At 60.7% G+C, this 16,621-nt stretch carries 15 protein-coding genes; 6 read left to right on the forward strand and 9 right to left on the reverse strand.

Annotated elements, in window-relative coordinates:
- The first annotated feature begins 36 nt into the window (after positions 1 to 36).
- On the forward strand, positions 37 to 1,269 hold the full coding sequence (locus tag ACQZ48_RS02530; RefSeq protein WP_191216723.1) for an ROK family transcriptional regulator: 1,233 nt from the start codon (positions 37 to 39) through the stop codon (positions 1,267 to 1,269).
- Between the two features lie 19 nt (positions 1,270 to 1,288).
- On the opposite strand, the gene ACQZ48_RS02535 is transcribed toward ACQZ48_RS02530, so the two are convergent.
- The 7 genes from ACQZ48_RS02535 to ACQZ48_RS02565 form a co-directional block, all read right to left on the reverse strand.
- Positions 1,289 to 2,833: a glycerol-3-phosphate dehydrogenase gene (locus ACQZ48_RS02535; protein WP_077985198.1), complete on the reverse strand. Its 1,545-nt coding sequence runs from the start codon at positions 2,831 to 2,833 to the stop codon at positions 1,289 to 1,291.
- Between the two features lie 173 nt (positions 2,834 to 3,006).
- Positions 3,007 to 3,423, reverse strand: a complete 417-nt coding sequence (gene mce, locus ACQZ48_RS02540; RefSeq protein WP_374637350.1) for a methylmalonyl-CoA epimerase — start codon at positions 3,421 to 3,423, stop codon at positions 3,007 to 3,009.
- Positions 3,424 to 3,436: 13 nt separating this feature from the next.
- Positions 3,437 to 5,578: a methylmalonyl-CoA mutase gene (gene scpA, locus ACQZ48_RS02545; protein WP_448728467.1), complete on the reverse strand. Its 2,142-nt coding sequence runs from the start codon at positions 5,576 to 5,578 to the stop codon at positions 3,437 to 3,439.
- Positions 5,579 to 5,711: 133 nt separating this feature from the next.
- Positions 5,712 to 7,715: an acetyl-CoA carboxylase biotin carboxylase subunit gene (locus tag ACQZ48_RS02550; RefSeq protein WP_448728468.1), complete on the reverse strand. Its 2,004-nt coding sequence runs from the start codon at positions 7,713 to 7,715 to the stop codon at positions 5,712 to 5,714.
- A 45-nt stretch (positions 7,716 to 7,760) separates the two neighbouring features.
- Positions 7,761 to 8,138, reverse strand: a complete 378-nt coding sequence (locus tag ACQZ48_RS02555) for a hypothetical protein (RefSeq protein ID WP_077985202.1) — start codon at positions 8,136 to 8,138, stop codon at positions 7,761 to 7,763.
- A 103-nt stretch (positions 8,139 to 8,241) separates the two neighbouring features.
- Entirely contained in the window at positions 8,242 to 9,138 is an 897-nt protein-coding gene (yghU, locus tag ACQZ48_RS02560) for a glutathione-dependent disulfide-bond oxidoreductase (RefSeq protein WP_077985203.1), read from the reverse strand.
- A gap of 102 nt (positions 9,139 to 9,240) precedes the next feature.
- Positions 9,241 to 10,773 (reverse strand): acyl-CoA carboxylase subunit beta, encoded by a 1,533-nt coding sequence (locus ACQZ48_RS02565; protein ID WP_448728469.1) that lies wholly within the window; start codon positions 10,771 to 10,773, stop codon positions 9,241 to 9,243.
- A 118-nt stretch (positions 10,774 to 10,891) separates the two neighbouring features.
- Between ACQZ48_RS02565 and ACQZ48_RS02570 the strand changes: the two genes are divergently transcribed.
- Positions 10,892 to 12,310 (forward strand): helix-turn-helix domain-containing protein, encoded by a 1,419-nt coding sequence (locus ACQZ48_RS02570; RefSeq protein WP_137411453.1) that lies wholly within the window; start codon positions 10,892 to 10,894, stop codon positions 12,308 to 12,310.
- Positions 12,311 to 12,316: 6 nt separating this feature from the next.
- Here the strand turns inward: ACQZ48_RS02570 and ACQZ48_RS02575 are convergent, their stop codons facing one another.
- Entirely contained in the window at positions 12,317 to 12,973 is a 657-nt protein-coding gene (locus ACQZ48_RS02575; RefSeq protein ID WP_191216727.1) for a DNA-3-methyladenine glycosylase family protein, read from the reverse strand.
- A gap of 39 nt (positions 12,974 to 13,012) precedes the next feature.
- Between ACQZ48_RS02575 and gluQRS the strand changes: the two genes are divergently transcribed.
- Positions 13,013 to 13,912, forward strand: coding sequence for a tRNA glutamyl-Q(34) synthetase GluQRS (gene gluQRS / locus ACQZ48_RS02580; RefSeq protein ID WP_191216728.1), 900 nt, complete (start codon positions 13,013 to 13,015; stop codon positions 13,910 to 13,912).
- On the opposite strand, the gene ACQZ48_RS02585 is transcribed toward gluQRS, so the two are convergent.
- Positions 13,880 to 14,797, reverse strand: a complete 918-nt coding sequence (locus tag ACQZ48_RS02585; protein WP_077985332.1) for a YihY/virulence factor BrkB family protein — start codon at positions 14,795 to 14,797, stop codon at positions 13,880 to 13,882. The two genes, gluQRS and ACQZ48_RS02585, sit on opposite strands and share 33 nt — an antisense overlap.
- Before the next feature lie 176 nt (positions 14,798 to 14,973).
- Between ACQZ48_RS02585 and ACQZ48_RS02590 the strand changes: the two genes are divergently transcribed.
- Genes ACQZ48_RS02590 through ACQZ48_RS02600 form a run of 3 tightly spaced genes read left to right on the forward strand, consistent with a single transcriptional unit; the run spans position 14,974 to position 16,601 of the window.
- Positions 14,974 to 15,807 carry an SDR family oxidoreductase gene (locus ACQZ48_RS02590; protein ID WP_191216729.1) on the forward strand — a complete coding sequence of 278 codons (834 nt, stop codon included), beginning with the start codon at positions 14,974 to 14,976 and terminating at the stop codon, positions 15,805 to 15,807.
- A 16-nt stretch (positions 15,808 to 15,823) separates the two neighbouring features.
- Positions 15,824 to 16,021 carry a twin transmembrane helix small protein gene (locus ACQZ48_RS02595; protein WP_003520830.1) on the forward strand — a complete coding sequence of 66 codons (198 nt, stop codon included), beginning with the start codon at positions 15,824 to 15,826 and terminating at the stop codon, positions 16,019 to 16,021.
- Between the two features lies 1 nt (position 16,022).
- On the forward strand, positions 16,023 to 16,601 hold the full coding sequence (locus ACQZ48_RS02600) for a cob(I)yrinic acid a,c-diamide adenosyltransferase (RefSeq protein ID WP_191216730.1): 579 nt from the start codon (positions 16,023 to 16,025) through the stop codon (positions 16,599 to 16,601).
- Positions 16,602 to 16,621 lie beyond the last annotated feature (20 nt).

Raw genomic sequence — 16,621 nt, forward strand, 5'->3', positions numbered from 1 at the left:
CAGGAAAAAGGCCGTTCAGGGAGCATGCCCCAGCCCATGTCCGCCATTGCAAGTACGGAACTGGTGCGCCAGAAAAACAGCCTGTCGGTGATGGCGGCGCTGCGCCTGCACGGCAGCCTTTCCCATACCGACATGTCGTCTTCCACCGGGCTTGCCTCCGCAACCGTGTCCGCCATCACCACCGAGCTTGAGCGGGCCGGTCTCATCCTGCGAAAAGAGCAGCTCGCCGCCGCCGGCCGCGGCCGGCCGCGCATTCTCTTCGGCCCGCGCGGCGCTTTCTGCCATGTCGCCATCATCATCATCTCTTCCGACAGCGTGCAATATTCGCTGGTCGATTATGCCGGCAAGCTGGTGGACCGTTTCACCGAACAAAGGATTGCCGCTGAAAAAGGCACATTCGGCGGCGCGATCCTCGCCGGTCTCGCAAGACTTGCCGATCGCTCACGCATTGACCGGCACGATATCCTCCAGGTCTCGATCAGCAGCAAGGGGCTGGTGGATACGGCCACGGCAACACTCGTCTGGTCGCCGGTTCTCGGTGACGAAAGGATTGATTTCCAGCGGCTGGTATCCGGGGACGGCCGCATTCGCGTGACGCTGAACAACGAAACGCTGCTGGCCGCAAAAGCCATCTGGATGCGGGAGCAGGCAAAAGAAAACCCGGCGCCGGAGGCCCTCGTCACCCTCTCCCTCGGCCACAGCATCGGCCTTGGCATCGCCCGCGTGGCGCGCGGCGCAATCGAGGTCAGCGCCCCCAATTTCGGCCATATGCTGCATCTGGCCGACGGCGCGCTGTGCCGTTGCGGCACCAAAGGCTGCATTGAGGCCTATTCCGGGTTTTACGCCATACTGCGTTCTGCTTTCGAAGCCCCGCCGCAGGCGGAACCGGCGAAATTCGTGCCGATTGCGGAGGTGGACAAGATCGCCGCCTCGGCCCGCACCGGCGCCCGCATGGCGCGGTTCGCCTTTCGCACCGCCGGACTTGCGCTCGGCAACGGTCTTTCACGCCTCTTCAGTCTGCATGGCCATATGCCGGTTTTCATCACCGGCCCGGGCACCCGCTATTTCGATCTTCTGGAAAGCGGCCTGCGCGACGGTCTGGCGCAATCGCAGGCGGTGCGTTTCGGCGGCATGCCGAAAATTGCCATAGCGCCCAACGAACCGGAACTGGTGTTTGAAGGGCATATGGAACACGCGCTTTCAGCCGCAGACGACTACATCCTGAGCGCCGACGGCCCGGAGAGACCGGTGAAGAGTTCAGGAAGCTGACAGGGCGGCTGGCGGATTTTCAGGCGCGCTCCGCCACGGCTTCGGCCTTTTGCTCGCCGCCCGTCAGCATGGCCACGAATTCATCGAGGCCGGCAGCCTCTTCCTTGCTCAGGCGCAGGCCCTGTTTCGTGCGTCGCCAGAGAATGTCCTCGGCCGCGGAGGCCCATTCGTGTTCAACCAGCCAGCGCACCTCGCATTCATAAAGCGTGCCGCCAAAATGCCGGCCGAGGCCGGAGACATCGGTGGCGCCTCCCAACAGTTCTGCAGCCTTCGTACCGTAGTTTCTGACAAGCCGCTCGGCATGGCGTCCATCAAGGAAAGGGTATCGGGAGACGAGCGCCCGAACCTGCGCCTCATATCTCTCAGCGCCGAAATCGCCACCCGGCAGGTGGGAGCCCGCCGTCCACGGCTTGCCCTTTTCGCCAATTGCCGCGCCGATCTTTTCCAGCGCATGTTCCGCCAGCCGCCGATAGGTGGTGAGCTTGCCGCCGAAAATATTGAGGAGTGGAGCTTCACCCTCGGCCTCTTCAACCTTCAGCACGTAATCGCGTGTGGCTTCCTGCGCTTTCGAAGCGCCGTCATCAAAGAGCGGCCGTACGCCGGAATAAGTCCAGACAATGTCTTCCGGCCGAACGGGTTCGCTGAAATAGTCGCTGGCTGCGTTGCAGAGATAGGAAATTTCGTCTTCGGAAATGCGAACCCTGGCCGGATCGCCCTTGTAGTCGCGATCCGTGGTGCCAATCAGCGTGAAATCGCGCTCATAGGGAATGGCGAAGATGATGCGGTTATCAGGGTTCTGGAAGAAATAGGCGCGCGGATCGGAAAACTTCTTGCGCACAACGATGTGGCTGCCCTGCACGAGCCGGACATTGTGCACGTCGTTGCGCCCGAAGACGCCGGAAAGCACAGTATCCACCCAGGGACCGGCAGCATTGACCAGCATGCGCGCTTTATGCGTGGCCGAACGACCGGTTTTTTCGTCCAGCGTCTCGATGAGCCACAGCCCGCCTTCGCGCCGTGCGGAAACGACGCGCGTGCGGTTCATGATGGTCGCGCCGCGATCCGCCGCATCGCGTGCGTTGAGAACCACGAAGCGGGCATCATCCACCCAGCCGTCGGAATATTCAAAAGCCCTGGCGAAAGCAGGTTTCAGAGGCTTGCCCGCCGGGTCCTTGCGAAGATCGAGCGTGCGGGTCGCCGGCAAAAGTTTGCGGCCGCCGAGATTGTCATAAAGAAACAGGCCGAGCCGGACCATCCAGGCCGGGCGCACGCCGCCTTTTTGGATTGGCAGGACGAAACGCATGGGCCAGATGACATGCGGGGCCATGGCCCAGAGGATTTCCCGCTCCATCAGCGCTTCGCGGACGAGGCGAAACTCGTAATGTTCGAGATAACGCAAACCGCCATGGATGAGCTTGGTGGCCGCGGAAGACGTGCCGGAAGCGAAATCGCCCTTTTCCGCAAGCGCCACGGAATAGCCCCTGCCCACGGCATCGCGGGCAATGCCGCAGCCATTGATACCGCCACCGATGACAAAAAGATCGAAAATATTCTCGCCGGACATAGAGCCTCCACGACAGCGTCGGGGGGACCTCGTCCCCATCGTTGAAAGACAATTGCCATAAAAACGAAAACAAAACGAATGTCAAAAGAAAACAAACGAAACACGTTCCGGCAAAGGCGAACGGCCGCTGCGCGCCATCCACCGTATGGCCAGCCTCTTACGGGGTCTGTGTTTCAGCCATGTGTCCGAGAAACCTGTTCAAGCTCATAGAGCACGCCGCCCATATCCTTTGGGTGCAGGAAAAGAACGGGATTGCCATGCGCGCCGATCTTCGGCTCGCCGTCACCCAGAATTCGAACGCCTTTTTTGACGAGATCGTCGCGCGCCGCGACAATGTCAGGCACTTCGAAGCAGAGATGGTGCGTGCCGCCGCCCGGATTTCTCTCGAGAAAAGCGGCAATCGGCGAATTTTCGCCGAGCGGATAAAGAAGCTCGATCTTGGTATTTTCAGCCTGAATAAAAACCACCGTCACCCCGTGTTGAGGCAGCGATTGCGGCTCCGAGACCTCTGCGCCAAGTGAGCTGTAGCGGGCAATAGCGGCATCGAGATCGGGCACCGCGATGGCGACGTGATTCAATCTTGCGAACATGGCCGTATTCCCCTCACACGTTCCGCCTGACGCCTTCGAGCAGGTCGAGAACCTTGTTGGCCGCATCCATGACATTGGTGCCGGGTCCGAAAATTGCCGAAACGCCGTGATCGAGCAGAAACTGATAATCCTGCCGTGGAATGACGCCGCCGACCACGACGATGATGTCTTCCGCGCCCTTCTGTTTCAGCGCCTCAACCAGCTGCGGCGCCAGCGTCTTATGACCGGCGGCGAGCGACGACATGCCCACCACATGCACCCTGTTCTGAACGGCGATATCCGCCGCTTCAACGGGCGTCTGGAACAAAGGGCCGGCCAGCACATCGAAACCGATATCGCCTAAGGCGGAGGCTATGACTTTCGCGCCGCGATCATGTCCGTCCTGCCCGAGTTTGGCGACCATGATGCGCGGCTTGGTGCCGATCCTCTCAGCAACACCGGAAAGCCGGGCGGAGAGCGTGGCAAGTTCAGGCTCATCCCTATAGGCCTCGCCATAAATATCGCTCACCACCTCCGGCACGGCGGCATGGTCACCGAAGACCGCACGCAGTGCATCGGAAATCTCTCCCACCGTGGCGCGGGCGCGGGCGGCGACAACGGCGGCTTCGAGAATATTGCCCTTGCCGCTGCGGGCGATCTCGGAAAGTGCAGCCAAGGCGGAGGTCACATCCTTGCCATCGCGGCGGCGGCGCGTCTCCTCAATTCGGCGGATCTGCGCGGCGCGAACGGCGGCATTGTCGATATCGAGAACATCGATATCTTCCTCGTTTTCGAGACGATAACGGTTGACCCCGACGATGACCTCCTCGCCCTTGTCCACCGCCGCCTGGCGGCGTGTTGCAGCCTCTTCGATCAGCCGTTTCGGCAGGCCTTCCGCCACCGCCCTGGTCATGCCGCCAAGCGCCTCCACCTCCTCGATCAGCGTCCAGGCCTTCTCTGCCAGTTCATCGGTGAGGCTCTCGACATAATAGGAACCGGCCAGCGGATCGACGACCTTGGTGACACCGGTTTCATGCTGGAGGATAAGCTGCGTATTGCGGGCGATGCGGGCGGAAAACTCCGTCGGCAGGGCAATCGCCTCATCGAAGGAATTGGTGTGCAGCGACTGCGTACCGCCAAGCACGGCGGACATGGCCTCAAACGCGGTGCGGACGATGTTGTTATAAGGGTCCTGCTCCTGAAGCGAGACGCCAGACGTCTGGCAATGGGTGCGCAGCATCAGCGATGACGCTTTTTGCGGCTTGAATTCCTGCATGATGCGCGACCAGAGCAGGCGCGCGGCGCGCAGCTTCGCCGCCTCCATGAAGAAATTCATGCCGATGGCGAAAAAGAACGACAGGCGCCCGGCAAAATCATCGACATTCAGCCCCTTGGCAAGTGCCGCGCGCACATATTCGCGGCCATCCGCTAGCGTGAAGGCAAGCTCCTGCACCAGCGTCGCCCCCGCTTCCTGCATGTGATAGCCGGAAATGGAGATGGAGTTGAATTTCGGCATCTCCTTCGCCGTATATTCGATGATATCGGCAATGATCCGCATCGAGGGTTCCGGCGGATAGATATAGGTGTTGCGAACCATGAACTCCTTGAGAATGTCGTTCTGGATGGTGCCCGAAAGGGCGGCACGAGGCACCCCCTGCTCTTCCCCCGCAACGATGAAACTGGCGAGCACCGGAATAACCGCGCCATTCATGGTCATCGACACCGAGACTTTTTCGAGCGGGATGCCGTCGAACAGGATTTTCATGTCCTCGACGCTGTCGATCGCCACGCCGGCCTTGCCGACATCGCCCTCCACGCGCGGATGATCGCTGTCATAACCGCGATGGGTGGCGAGATCGAAGGCGACGGAAACGCCCTGCTGACCGGCGGCCAGCGCCTTGCGGTAAAAGGCGTTCGAGGCTTCCGCCGTGGAGAAACCGGCATATTGGCGGATGGTCCAGGGCCGCCCGGCATACATGGTGGCGCGCGGGCCGCGCGTGAAGGGCGCAAAGCCGGGCAGGCTGTCGAGATGGGAAATCTTCTGCAGATCGTCAGCCGTATAGAGCGGCTTGACCTCAATGCCCTCCGGCGTGTGCCAGACGAGTGTGTCCGGTGAGCGCTTCAGCTCCTTTTCGGCAAGCTGCAGCCAATCCCGCACCGTTTTTTCACCCGACATGCATCTCTCCCCTTCTGCATTTCATTTTAGCACTGTGGCGGCTGATCGTGACGAAAATCGAACGGCCGCCCGCAGGCCCGCCCCCTTAAACCACTCCGATCCGCATCCGTTCCGCAAAAACGGCCAAAGGTCGTCACTCGAATTCGAGGATGACTTCATCCACCGCGAGGCTGTCGCCCGGTTTTGCCGCCACCCTGGCAACGCGACCGCGTTTTTCCGCACGCAGGATGTTTTCCATTTTCATGGCCTCCACGGTCGCCAGCGCCTGCCCGGCCTCCACCTCTTCGCCCTCACCCACGGAAATACCGGTAATGACGCCCGGCATGGGGCAGAGCAGCAGTTTGGATGTATCCGGCGGCAGTTTTTCCGGCATCAGCAGCGCCAGTTCCGCCACGCGCGGGCTGCGCACGCGGGCGAGAACATCCATGCCGCACCAGCGCAAGCGAACCGCTGCGCCTGCAAGATCGACCTTGGCGGCGATGACCTCGCCCGCCACTGTGAACAGCCCAAGGCTTTGGCCGGGACGCCAGCCGGTATCGATGGTCAGCGCCATCCCATCCTCAAAACGGACCGCCGTACCATCCGCACCGGTTTCGACGCTGACCCCGTGGCGGAGCGCGCCAAACGAAACCACCCAGTCACTACCGACAATGCGGCGGTGATTGCCAATGGTGCCGGAAATTTCAACCGCGCGGTTCTGCAGGCGCTGATTGATGATGGCCGCAATGGCGGAAAGCTTGCGCGCGGCGGCCTCATCCGGCTCGACGCCGGAAAAGCCTTCCGGAAACTCTTCCGCAATAAAGCCCGTCGTCAGGTGGCCGGCGCGGAAACGCTCATGCTGCATGACGGCCGACAGGAACGGTAGATTGTGGCCGATGCCTTCAACCTCGAAACGATCCAATGCCTCTCCCATGGCATCGATGGCAGTCGTCCGATCCTTGCCCCAGCTGCACAGCTTGGCGATCATCGGATCGTAATACATCGAGATTTCGCCGCCTTCGAAAACGCCGGTATCGTTACGGATGACCGTTCTGTTTTCCTGTTCGCCTTCCTGCGGCGGGCGATAACGCGTCAGCCGGCCAATAGAGGGCAGGAAGTTGCGGTAGGGGTCTTCAGCATAAAGCCGGCTTTCAATCGCCCAGCCGTTCAGCTTCACATCCGCCTGCCCGAAGGAGAGCTTTTCACCTGACGCCACGCGAATCATCTGTTCGACCAGATCGATGCCGGTAACCAGTTCCGTCACCGGATGCTCCACCTGCAGGCGGGTATTCATTTCAAGGAAATAGAAGTTGCGGTCACCATCGACGATGAATTCCACCGTGCCGGCCGAATGGTAACCGACCGCTCTCGCCAGCGCCACGGCCTGCTCGCCCATGGCCTTGCGGGTCGCTTCGTCCAGAAAGGGTGACGGCGCTTCCTCGATGACCTTCTGGTTCCGCCGCTGGATCGAGCATTCGCGTTCGCCGAGATAAAGGATATTGCCGTGCTTGTCGCCCAGCACCTGAATTTCGATATGGCGCGGCTGGGTGACGAATTTTTCGATGAAGATGCGGTCATCGCCAAAAGACGACTTCGCCTCGTTTTTGGAGGACTGAAAACCCTCGCGCGCTTCGGCATCGTTGAAGGCGATGCGCATGCCTTTGCCGCCACCGCCGGCCGACGCCTTGATCATGACTGGATAACCGATCTGCGAAGCGATCCTGACCGCCTCATCCGCATCCTCGATCAGCCCCATATGGCCTGGGACGGTGGAAACGCCCGCTTTCGCGGCCAGTTTCTTGGAGGTGATCTTGTCACCCATGGCCTCGATGGCGCCAACAGGCGGGCCGATGAAGACGATGCCCGCCTGTTTCAGCGCTTCTGCGAAGACAGCATTTTCCGACAGGAAGCCGTAGCCGGGATGGACCGCATCCGCCCCGGTCTTATTGATGGCCTCCAGAATTTTGTCGATGACGATATAGGACTGCGACGAGGGGGCCGGGCCGATATGAACGGCCTCATCCGCTTGTCTCACATGCAGCGCATTGGCATCCGCATCCGAATAGACCGCGACAGTGGCGATGCCCATCTTCCTGGCCGTCTTGATCACCCGGCAGGCGATCTCGCCGCGATTGGCGATGAGGATTTTCTTGATCATGCGGTTGTTGCCCCTCTTCCCTCAGCGCAAACCCGTGAGTAGTCGTCAAATTTCGAAGAAATTCTCGAAGGATTCCGGGAAATTCTGCCGGGCGACACGCTCATCGATAACAAGCATCGCCTGATAGGAAAGCGGATCGAAGTTCTTTTCCGCCGGCACCACCTCGCGGCCGAAGAGGAGGTTGAGGCGGGCGGCGTCGAGATTGCCACGCTCGAAGGGCTCAGGCCCGAAATGGTGCCAGAGCGAGTGCAGGAAGGCGGCATCGATGCGATGCTCCTTGGTGTCGTTGCGCGCCCTTCGGGGTATCATCTTGATAGGTGTTACCCCTTTGGGGTTGGCGCGGCGGATGGTGAACTGGACGCCCGTGCTCGGCATGCCGGAGGGAAATCCCTTGTGTTTGGTCATTTCGGGCAGGTTCGCCATCTTTTGTCCTTCCAGAACATTTCCAGTAAAAGCTGCCTTGCTTTTACGTCCGGAAATGCGTCAATTCAAATAGTTAGAGCGCTTTTGGCGCTCTAATCCTTCCTTACGCCTTGCCGATCTTGTCTTGCGTCTTCGTCTCGAAGTCGGAGGCGTCGTGGCGTTCATGCAACTGTTCGGACGGATCGCCCGAAGTCTTGTTGACGATCACGCCGCGTTTGACCGCCGGGCGTTCGCCGATTTCGAGCGTCCAGCGCATGACGTTCTTGTAACCGTCCGCCTCAAGGAACGCACCGGCATCGCCATAGGCCTGACCGAGCGCGATCTTGCCATACCACGGCCAGACGGCCATGTCGGCGATGGTATATTCCGAACCCGCCAGATAGCGGTTTTCAGCCAGGTGCCGGTCCAGCACGTCGAGCTGGCGTTTGACCTCCATCGCGTAACGGTCGATGGCGTATTTGATCTTGATCGGCGCATAGGCGTAGAAATGGCCGAAACCGCCGCCGAGGAAGGGTGCGGAGCCCATCTGCCAGAACAGCCAGTTCAGTGCCTGCGTGCGGGCATTGCCCTCTTTCGGCAGGAAAGCGCCGAATTTTTCCGCGAGATAAACGAGGATCGAGCCGCTTTCGAAAACGCGCGTCGGCTCAGCCGTCGAGTGATCCATCAGCGCCGGGATCTTGGAATTCGGATTGACGCCGACGAAACCGGAGCCGAACTGGTCGCCCTCGCCGATCTTGATCAGCCAGGCATCATAGTCTGCGTCCTTGTGGCCGGCGGCCAGCAATTCTTCCAGCATGATGGTGACCTTCTGGCCGTTCGGCGTCGCCAGCGAATAAAGCTGCAGCGGGTGCTTGCCGACAGGCAGTTCCTTTTCATGGGTGGGACCGGCGATAGGGCGGTTGATATTGGCGAACTGGCCGCCATTGCCCTTTTCCCAGGTCCAGACCTTGGGCACTTCATATCCTGCGGGTAAATTATCTGCGGAGGAATTTTCGGCCATGAAAATGTGTCCTTTTGCTTTTCGGGAGGACATCCGGACATCCGGGCGCCTGAACATCCATATAGTAAGGTGGCCGAAGCATTTTTCCAGCCCTGCGGCGGATCAGAGCGGAATAGTGTCGTGTTTCTTCCAGCGGGTTTCCACGCTCTTGTTGCGTAGCGACGCAAACGCGCGAGCGATGCGGCGGCGTGAGGAATGCGGCATGATGACCTCATCGATGAAACCGCGCTCCGCAGCGACGAAGGGATTGGCGAAACGCTCCTCATATTCCTTCGTGCGCGCAGCGATCTTTTCCGGATCGGAGAGCTCGGAACGATAGAGAATTTCCGCCGCCCCCTTTGCGCCCATCACGGCGATTTCCGCCGTCGGCCAGGCATAATTCACATCCGCGCCGATATGTTTGGAGGCCATCACGTCATAAGCGCCGCCATAGGCCTTGCGGGTGATCAGCGTCACCATCGGCACCGTCGCCTCGGAATAGGCGAACAGAAGTTTCGCGCCGTGCTTGATGACGCCGCCATATTCCTGCGCCGTTCCGGGGAGGAAACCCGGCACATCCACCAGCGTCAGAAGCGGAATGTTGAAGGCGTCGCAGAAGCGCACGAAACGCGCCGCCTTGCGCGAGGCATCAATATCGAGGCAGCCGGCCAGCACCATCGGCTGGTTGGCGACGACGCCCACCGTCTGGCCTTCGAGACGGATAAAGCCGGTGATGATGTTGCGGGCGAAAGCTTCCTGCAACTCGAAGAAATCGCCTTCGTCGGCCAGCGCGTGGATCAGTTCCTTCATGTCATAGGGCTTGCTGGAACTATCAGGGATCAGCGTATCGAGACGTGCTTCCAGCCGCGCCGGATCGTCGTGGAACGGGCGCGCCGGCGGCTTTTCGCGGTTGTTGAGCGGCAGAAAATCGAACAGCAGCCGCACATGCTCCAGCGTCTCGATGTCGTTTTCATAAGCGCCGTCGGCGACGGAGGATCTTTTCGTGTGGGTGGAGGCTCCGCCCAATTCTTCCGCCGTAACGATCTCGTTGGTCACGGTTTTGACCACATCCGGCCCGGTCACAAACATGTAGGAGGTATCGCGCACCATGAAGATGAAATCGGTCATGGCCGGCGAATAGACGGCGCCGCCCGCACAGGGGCCCATGATGACCGATATCTGCGGCACGACGCCAGAGGCGACGACATTGCGCTTGAACACATCGGCATAACCGCCGAGAGAGGCCACGCCTTCCTGAATTCTGGCCCCGCCGGAATCGTTGAGGCCGATCACCGGCGCGCCGTTGCGCACCGCCATATCCATGATCTTGCAGATTTTCTGGGCATGGGTTTCCGACAGCGAACCGCCGAGCACGGTGAAATCCTGCGAAAACACATAGACCTGTCGGCCATTGATGGTGCCCCAGCCGGTGACGACGCCATCCCCCGCCACCTTCTGCTCCGCCATGCCGAAATCCACCGCCCGGTGGGTGACATACATATCGTATTCTTCGAAGGAACCTTCATCCAGCAGCACATCGATGCGCTCGCGCGCCGTCAGCTTGCCCTTGGCGTGCTGCGCCTCGATGCGCTTGACGCCGCCGCCGAGCCGCGCCTCGGCGCGCCGCGTTTCCAATTGCTCCAGAATGCCGGGCATGTTTCCTCCATGCGTTTCCTCAAAATCAATAGCTTAGAAAACATTCGCCTAGAAGCCTTGATCGTGCGCGTATGCGTGCCATAAATATTTGCAATATTAAATTTTGCAAAGTTGCAACATGGCGACGGAAAAACTCTTCATTGGCCGCAAGGTGCGCGGCCTGCGCGAAAACGCCCGTGCCACGCAGGCGCAATTTGCCGAGCGGCTTGGTATCTCCGCGAGTTACCTGAACCAGATCGAAAACAACCAGCGCCCGGTTTCGGCCAGCGTTCTGGTGACGCTGGTGGAAAAATTCCAGCTCGACATGGCGGAGCTGGCGACCGGTGAAAGCGACCGGCTGGTTTCCGCCGTGCGCGAGGCGCTGAAAGACCCGCTGTTCCTGAATTACGAGCCTGGGCTCCAGGAATTGAAGTTGATCGCCCAGAACGCGCCGGGTTTTGCCCATGCGCTGCTGCGCGCCCACCAGGCCTATCGTCAGAACAGCGAGCAGCTGGTGCAGCTGGATGACCGGCTGGGTCGCGGCACCGCGCAGGTGGAAAGAACCCCTTACGAGGAGGTGCGCGACTTCTTCCACTTCGTCGACAACTACGTCGCCGAGATCGATCTTCTGGCCGAGGAGCTGGCAGAGGACTTGGACATCGAGGGTGGCGAGACCTACGGCATTCTGGCGACGCATCTGCACAACCGTTACGGCATCCATATCACCCGCACCGATGCGGCGGGCGGCCTGATCCGGCATTTCGATCCTGCGAGCAAGACGCTCGCCCTGAGCTCCTACATGGCCGCGCCGACCCGCTCTTTTCAGCTTGCATTGCAGATTGCCCAGCTTCACGCCGGCGCGACGGTGGACAGGGTGCTGGCCGGCGCCGGTTTCCGCAACACGGAAGCGGCCGAAATCTGTCGTATCGGACTGCACAATTATTTCGCCGCAGCGCTCATCCTGCCCTATGGCCGCTTTCATCAGGCGGCACAGGAGCTACGCCACGATCTTGAGCTTCTGGCCGTTCGTTTCGGCGCAAGCCTTGAGCAGGTGGCCCACCGGCTGAGCACCTTGCAACGGCCAGGTATAAAAGGCGTGCCGATCTTTTTCGCCAAGATCGACCGCGCCGGCAACATCACCAAACGCCACAGCGCCACGCGGCTGCAATTTGCCCGTTTCGGCGCGGCCTGTCCGCTGTGGAATATCCATCAGGCCTTCGAAAGCTCCGACAGGATCGTGCGGCAGCTGGCGGAAACGCCTGACGGCGTACGCTATCTTTCCATTGCCACGCAGATCGAGAAAGCCGGCGCGGGTTTCAACACGGATAGACCGCGCTATGCCATCGCGCTCGGCTGCGAAATTTCCCACGCGCAGAATTTCGTTTATGCCGATACGCTCGATCTCGGCAATGCCGCCTCTTTCAAACCGATCGGCATATCCTGCCGGGTCTGCGAGAGGGTGGATTGCGTACAGCGCGCGGTGCCGCCGCTGAAACGCAAGCTGCATTTCGATCATCTGTCGCGCGGGGCCCTACCCTACAGTATCGCCGATTTTTGACCACACTCAGGGCAGCGGCGCCATGGCGCGCCGCATGATGTTGGCATAATAACCCCAGAAAAGCCGGGCGGCCACGGAGCGCCACGGCGACCAGAGCGCCGCCCGCTCCGCCAGCCATTTCGCTTCCGGCCTCACTTCCATATCGAGCGCATGCGCCACCGCCGATCTCAGCGCCACATCACCGACCGGAAAAATATCCGGATGCCCGCCGCAGAACATCAGATAAACCTCCGCCGTCCACGGGCCTATACCGCGAAGCGCCACCAGTTCGGAAAGGGCCGCAAGTCCCTCCTTGCGCACCACGCCGTCAAGGTCGATCTGCCCTTGCGTGACGGCGCGCGCCAGTCCCTCCAGTGTCGTCGCCTTGGCCCGGGAAAGGCCGAAGGTGGCGCGCAATTCCTCCGGCACACCCAGATAATTCTCCGCCGTGACCGCGCCGCCGGTGCCGGCAAGGATACGCGCCCATATGGCATTGGCGCTGGCGCGCGACACCATCTGCGATACGACAATATGGGCAAGGCCGGCGAAACCAGGTTCATGGATGCGCAATTCCAGCGGGCCGGCTTTTTCGATGACGGGGCCGAGCGCCGGATCGAGGCGGGCGAGATGGTCCAGCCCTTCACTGATGTCGTCCATCCCGGTGATGATTTTCATGTCGATCATTCCCTAAGCCGCCAGCCGGCTGGCGGGGCACTTTAAAACATGGCAGAAGAAACCATGCCTTCGCCTCTCCGTCAAAAACCGGTTTACCGTTTTGCGCCAAGCCCCAATGGCCCGTTGCATCTCGGCCATGCGCTTTCCGCCTTCCTGAACCATGATATGGCGCGGGACAATGACGGCCGTTTTCTGCTGCGCATCGAGGATATCGACCAGACGCGCTGCACACCGGAACTGGAACAGGCAATCTATGACGATCTTGGCTGGCTGGGTCTCGACTGGGAGAAACCTGCGCGGCGGCAATCGGAGCATTTCGATGAGTACCGCATGGCGCTGGACAGGCTGATCGAGGCAGGGCTTGCTTACCCTGCCTTTCTGAGCCGTGGAGAAACCAAGGCAATCGTCAGGGCCTTCGAAACGGAGGGAGGGTTGTGGCCGCGCGATCCCGATGGTGCGCCGCTTTACCCGACCATAGACCGGGAGAGGCCAAAGGCGGAACGGACAGCGCTGCTTGCCTCCGGCCGGCCGCACGCTTGGCGGCTCGACATGGAAAAGGCGATCCGCGCCGCCGGCAGCCCCCTGTTCTGGCAGGAGAGCGGCGATGGCGAGACGGGACAAATCAAGGCCCTGCCCGCGCTTTGGGGCGATGTGGTGCTGTCTCGTTCCGACGCGCCTTCGAGCTATCATCTTTCCGTCGTGGTGGATGATGCGCTGCAGGGTATCACCCATGTGGTGCGCGGCATGGATCTCTATCACGCAACCGCCATCCACCGGCTTTTGCAACACCTGCTGGACCTGTCGCAACCGGCCTATCACCATCACCGGCTGATCTTGGGCGCAGACGGGCGCAAGCTTTCGAAAAGCGAAGGCAGTACCGGCATTTCCGCCCTGCGGGCAGAAGGAGCGACGCCCTCAGATATCCGCCGGCTTGTCGGTCTCCTCTAGCGCCCGCTCCCGGCGCGCGCCGCTGCCGCCGATATTGCGGCGGATGATCTGCCGCACCTTGTATTTCATCAGCGCCGCATTCACCTCCGCACCGAGCATGAAGATGACGCCGACCATATAAAGAAACACCAAAACCACCATAACCGAGGCGAGACCGGCATAGGTGGCTGCATAATTGGCGAAGGTGGAGAGGTAATAGGCGAAGATCGCCGCACCGATGACCCAGAATATCATCGTCAGGAGAATGCCGGGCCAGACATCCCAGATGCGGCGTTTGCCGGCCGGAAGCCACAGATGCGCCGCCACCAGCCCCGCCGTCAGCACAACGATGGTACCGTAAAGACCAAGACTGGAGACCGTATTCAGCACGTCTGTCAGCCAGGGGAACCGCTGCTCGGCAAAAGAGGTGGCGACCGGCACGGCGACGAGGACGATGCTGATGCCGGCAAAGACCACAACCGCAATCAGCACGTAAAGCAGGCTGAGCAGACGGGTGATATACCACCAGCGCGTCTCCGTGACACGATAGGCGCGGTTGAGCGAAATTCTCAGCGCCTCGACGCCGTTGGAGGCAAAATAGGCGGCAGCCAGCACCGAAATCGTCAGCAGCCCGCCGCGCGGAATGGTCAGCACCTGCTGCACCTGCGCCGCCAGCGGCCCGGCAATCGCTTCCGGCCATGTATCGAAAATCAGATGCACCGCCGTTTCGGAAAACTGGTCGGCCCCGAGAAAACCGGCCAGCGCCGTGCCGAAGATCAGGAAGGGGAACAGCGCCAGCAGGATGGACAGCGCCATATGGCTCGCCATCGCCCAGCCGTCATCCTCGGCGAAATGGGAATAGGCATCAAAGGCAACCTTGCCTGCCAGGCGCACTGCGGCAACCATGTCACCTCCATTCATCGGCATTTCATTTGTAACTTCGCCCCGAATATGGGAAATCAGCTTCGCTTTGTACAGCGCGCAAACCCGGCTTTCGGTTCCATTTCCGAAAAGGATTTTGCGCAATTTAATTTTGTGAATCTGAGCGCCCCTTGGCGCAAAGTCCATTGGCGGGGCAGAACATGTCTGAAAAACCGGTCATCATCATCACCGGCTGTTCCTCTGGCATCGGCGCTCATTGCGCCGGCGCGCTGCACAGGGATGGCTGGCGGGTTTTCGCCACCGTGCGCCGCATCGCCGATATGGCCGCTCTCGAAAATCAGGGCATCGAAACCCTGATCATGGATTACACCAAGCCCGAAACCATCGCAGCACTGGTGGATACGGTTGCCGCCCGCACCGGCGGCCGCATCGACGCGCTTTTCAACAATGGCGCTTATGGCCAGCCGGGCGCGGTGGAAGACCTGCCTGTCGAAGCGCTGCGGGCACAGTTCGAAACCAATGTCTTCGGCTGGCACGATCTGACGCGGCGGGTCATTCCCTTCATGCGCAAGCGTGGTTCGGGCCGCATCGTGCATTGCTCCTCCATTCTCGGCCTCGTGCCCTATCGCTATCGCGGCTCTTACACCGCCTCGAAATTCGCCGTCGAGGGGCTGGGCGTCACGCTGCGCATGGAGCTTCAGGGCAGTGGCATCCATGTGAGCCTGATCGAACCGGGTCCGATCACCTCCAAATTCACCGCCACCGCGCTTGCCCATATCAACGAGCACATCGATCTCGAAAATTCAGCCCATGCGGCGGAATATAAACGCCAGTTGGCGCGCATGGATGGTTCCGGCCCCGTCAACCGCCACAAGCTTGGTCCGGACGCCGTTTATACGGTGTTGAAACACGCCCTGACGGCGGCAAAACCGAAGCCGCATTATCCCGTTACCGTGCCGGCCAAACAGGGGCTTATCCTGAAACGGCTCTTGCCTGCCGGACTTTTCTATCGTCTGCTGCGCAGATTCGATTGAGGAGGAGTAATACCGCATGTCCGGCTTCACCACCGTTCTGGCCCTTATCGTTATGGGCCTCGTCGTCATCGTGCTGATACGCGGCCTCTTTAACATGCTGAAGGGACAGGACGCCAACCGTTCCAACAAGCTGATGCAGCTTCGCCTGCTTTTGCAGGCCGTGGCGATTGTGCTGATCATGTTCACCCTCTGGCTCACCGGCGGTGGCCGCTGACATGGTGAAGCTGAACAAGATCTACACCCGCACCGGCGACAAGGGCACGACCGCTCTGGTTTCCGGCCCGCGTCGCCTGAAGCACGATCTTCGCGTCGAAGCCTATGGCACGGTGGACGAAACCAATTCGGCGATCGGTGTCGCGCGGCTTTATACGGGCGGGATTGAAAAGCTGGATGCCATGCTGTTCCGGATCCAGAACGATCTTTTCGACCTCGGCGCCGATCTCGCCACGCCTGATAATGGCGAGCCGCTTTCTTACGAGCCGCTGCGCATCGTCGAAAGCCAGGTCACGCGGCTGGAAAACGAAATCGACGATCTCAATGTCGCGCTTGAACCGCTGACCTCTTTCGTGCTGCCGGGCGGCAGCGCGGCAGCGGCCAATCTGCACATGGCGCGCACCGTCTGCCGGCGGGCGGAGAGACTGATGGTGGAACTGTCCGTCGCTGAGAACGAGATCGTCAGCCCGGCGGCGCTGAGATACGCCAACCGCCTGTCCGATTTCCTGTTCGTCGCCGCCCGCTTCGCCAATGAGGCCGGCAAGGCCGACATATTGTGGGTTCCCGGCAAGAACCGCTAAAGCGTTTCAACGACGCAACC

The organism is Agrobacterium sp. 22-209-1 (assembly GCF_053522485.1).

Bases quoted from the DNA above. Each gene is read 5' to 3' on its own strand.
- ACQZ48_RS02555 (WP_077985202.1), bottom strand. From the start codon at position 8,138: ATGGCGAACCTGCCCGAAATGACCAAACACAAGGGATTTCCCTCCGGC.
- ACQZ48_RS02575 (WP_191216727.1), bottom strand. From the start codon at position 12,973: ATGATCGACATGAAAATCATCACCGGGATGGACGACATCAGTGAAGGG.
- ACQZ48_RS02570 (WP_137411453.1), top strand. From the start codon at position 10,892: ATGGCGACGGAAAAACTCTTCATTGGCCGCAAGGTGCGCGGCCTGCGC.
- mce (WP_374637350.1), bottom strand. From the start codon at position 3,423: ATGTTCGCAAGATTGAATCACGTCGCCATCGCGGTGCCCGATCTCGAT.
- ACQZ48_RS02585 (WP_077985332.1), bottom strand. From the start codon at position 14,797: ATGGTTGCCGCAGTGCGCCTGGCAGGCAAGGTTGCCTTTGATGCCTAT.
- ACQZ48_RS02565 (WP_448728469.1), bottom strand. From the start codon at position 10,773: ATGCCCGGCATTCTGGAGCAATTGGAAACGCGGCGCGCCGAGGCGCGG.
- ACQZ48_RS02535 (WP_077985198.1), bottom strand. From the start codon at position 2,833: ATGTCCGGCGAGAATATTTTCGATCTTTTTGTCATCGGTGGCGGTATC.
- ACQZ48_RS02590 (WP_191216729.1), top strand. From the start codon at position 14,974: ATGTCTGAAAAACCGGTCATCATCATCACCGGCTGTTCCTCTGGCATC.
- ACQZ48_RS02530 (WP_191216723.1), top strand. From the start codon at position 37: ATGTCCGCCATTGCAAGTACGGAACTGGTGCGCCAGAAAAACAGCCTG.
- gluQRS (WP_191216728.1), top strand. From the start codon at position 13,013: ATGGCAGAAGAAACCATGCCTTCGCCTCTCCGTCAAAAACCGGTTTAC.
- scpA (WP_448728467.1), bottom strand. From the start codon at position 5,578: ATGTCGGGTGAAAAAACGGTGCGGGATTGGCTGCAGCTTGCCGAAAAG.
- ACQZ48_RS02600 (WP_191216730.1), top strand. From the start codon at position 16,023: ATGGTGAAGCTGAACAAGATCTACACCCGCACCGGCGACAAGGGCACG.
- yghU (WP_077985203.1), bottom strand. From the start codon at position 9,138: ATGGCCGAAAATTCCTCCGCAGATAATTTACCCGCAGGATATGAAGTG.
- ACQZ48_RS02550 (WP_448728468.1), bottom strand. From the start codon at position 7,715: ATGATCAAGAAAATCCTCATCGCCAATCGCGGCGAGATCGCCTGCCGG.
- ACQZ48_RS02595 (WP_003520830.1), top strand. From the start codon at position 15,824: ATGTCCGGCTTCACCACCGTTCTGGCCCTTATCGTTATGGGCCTCGTC.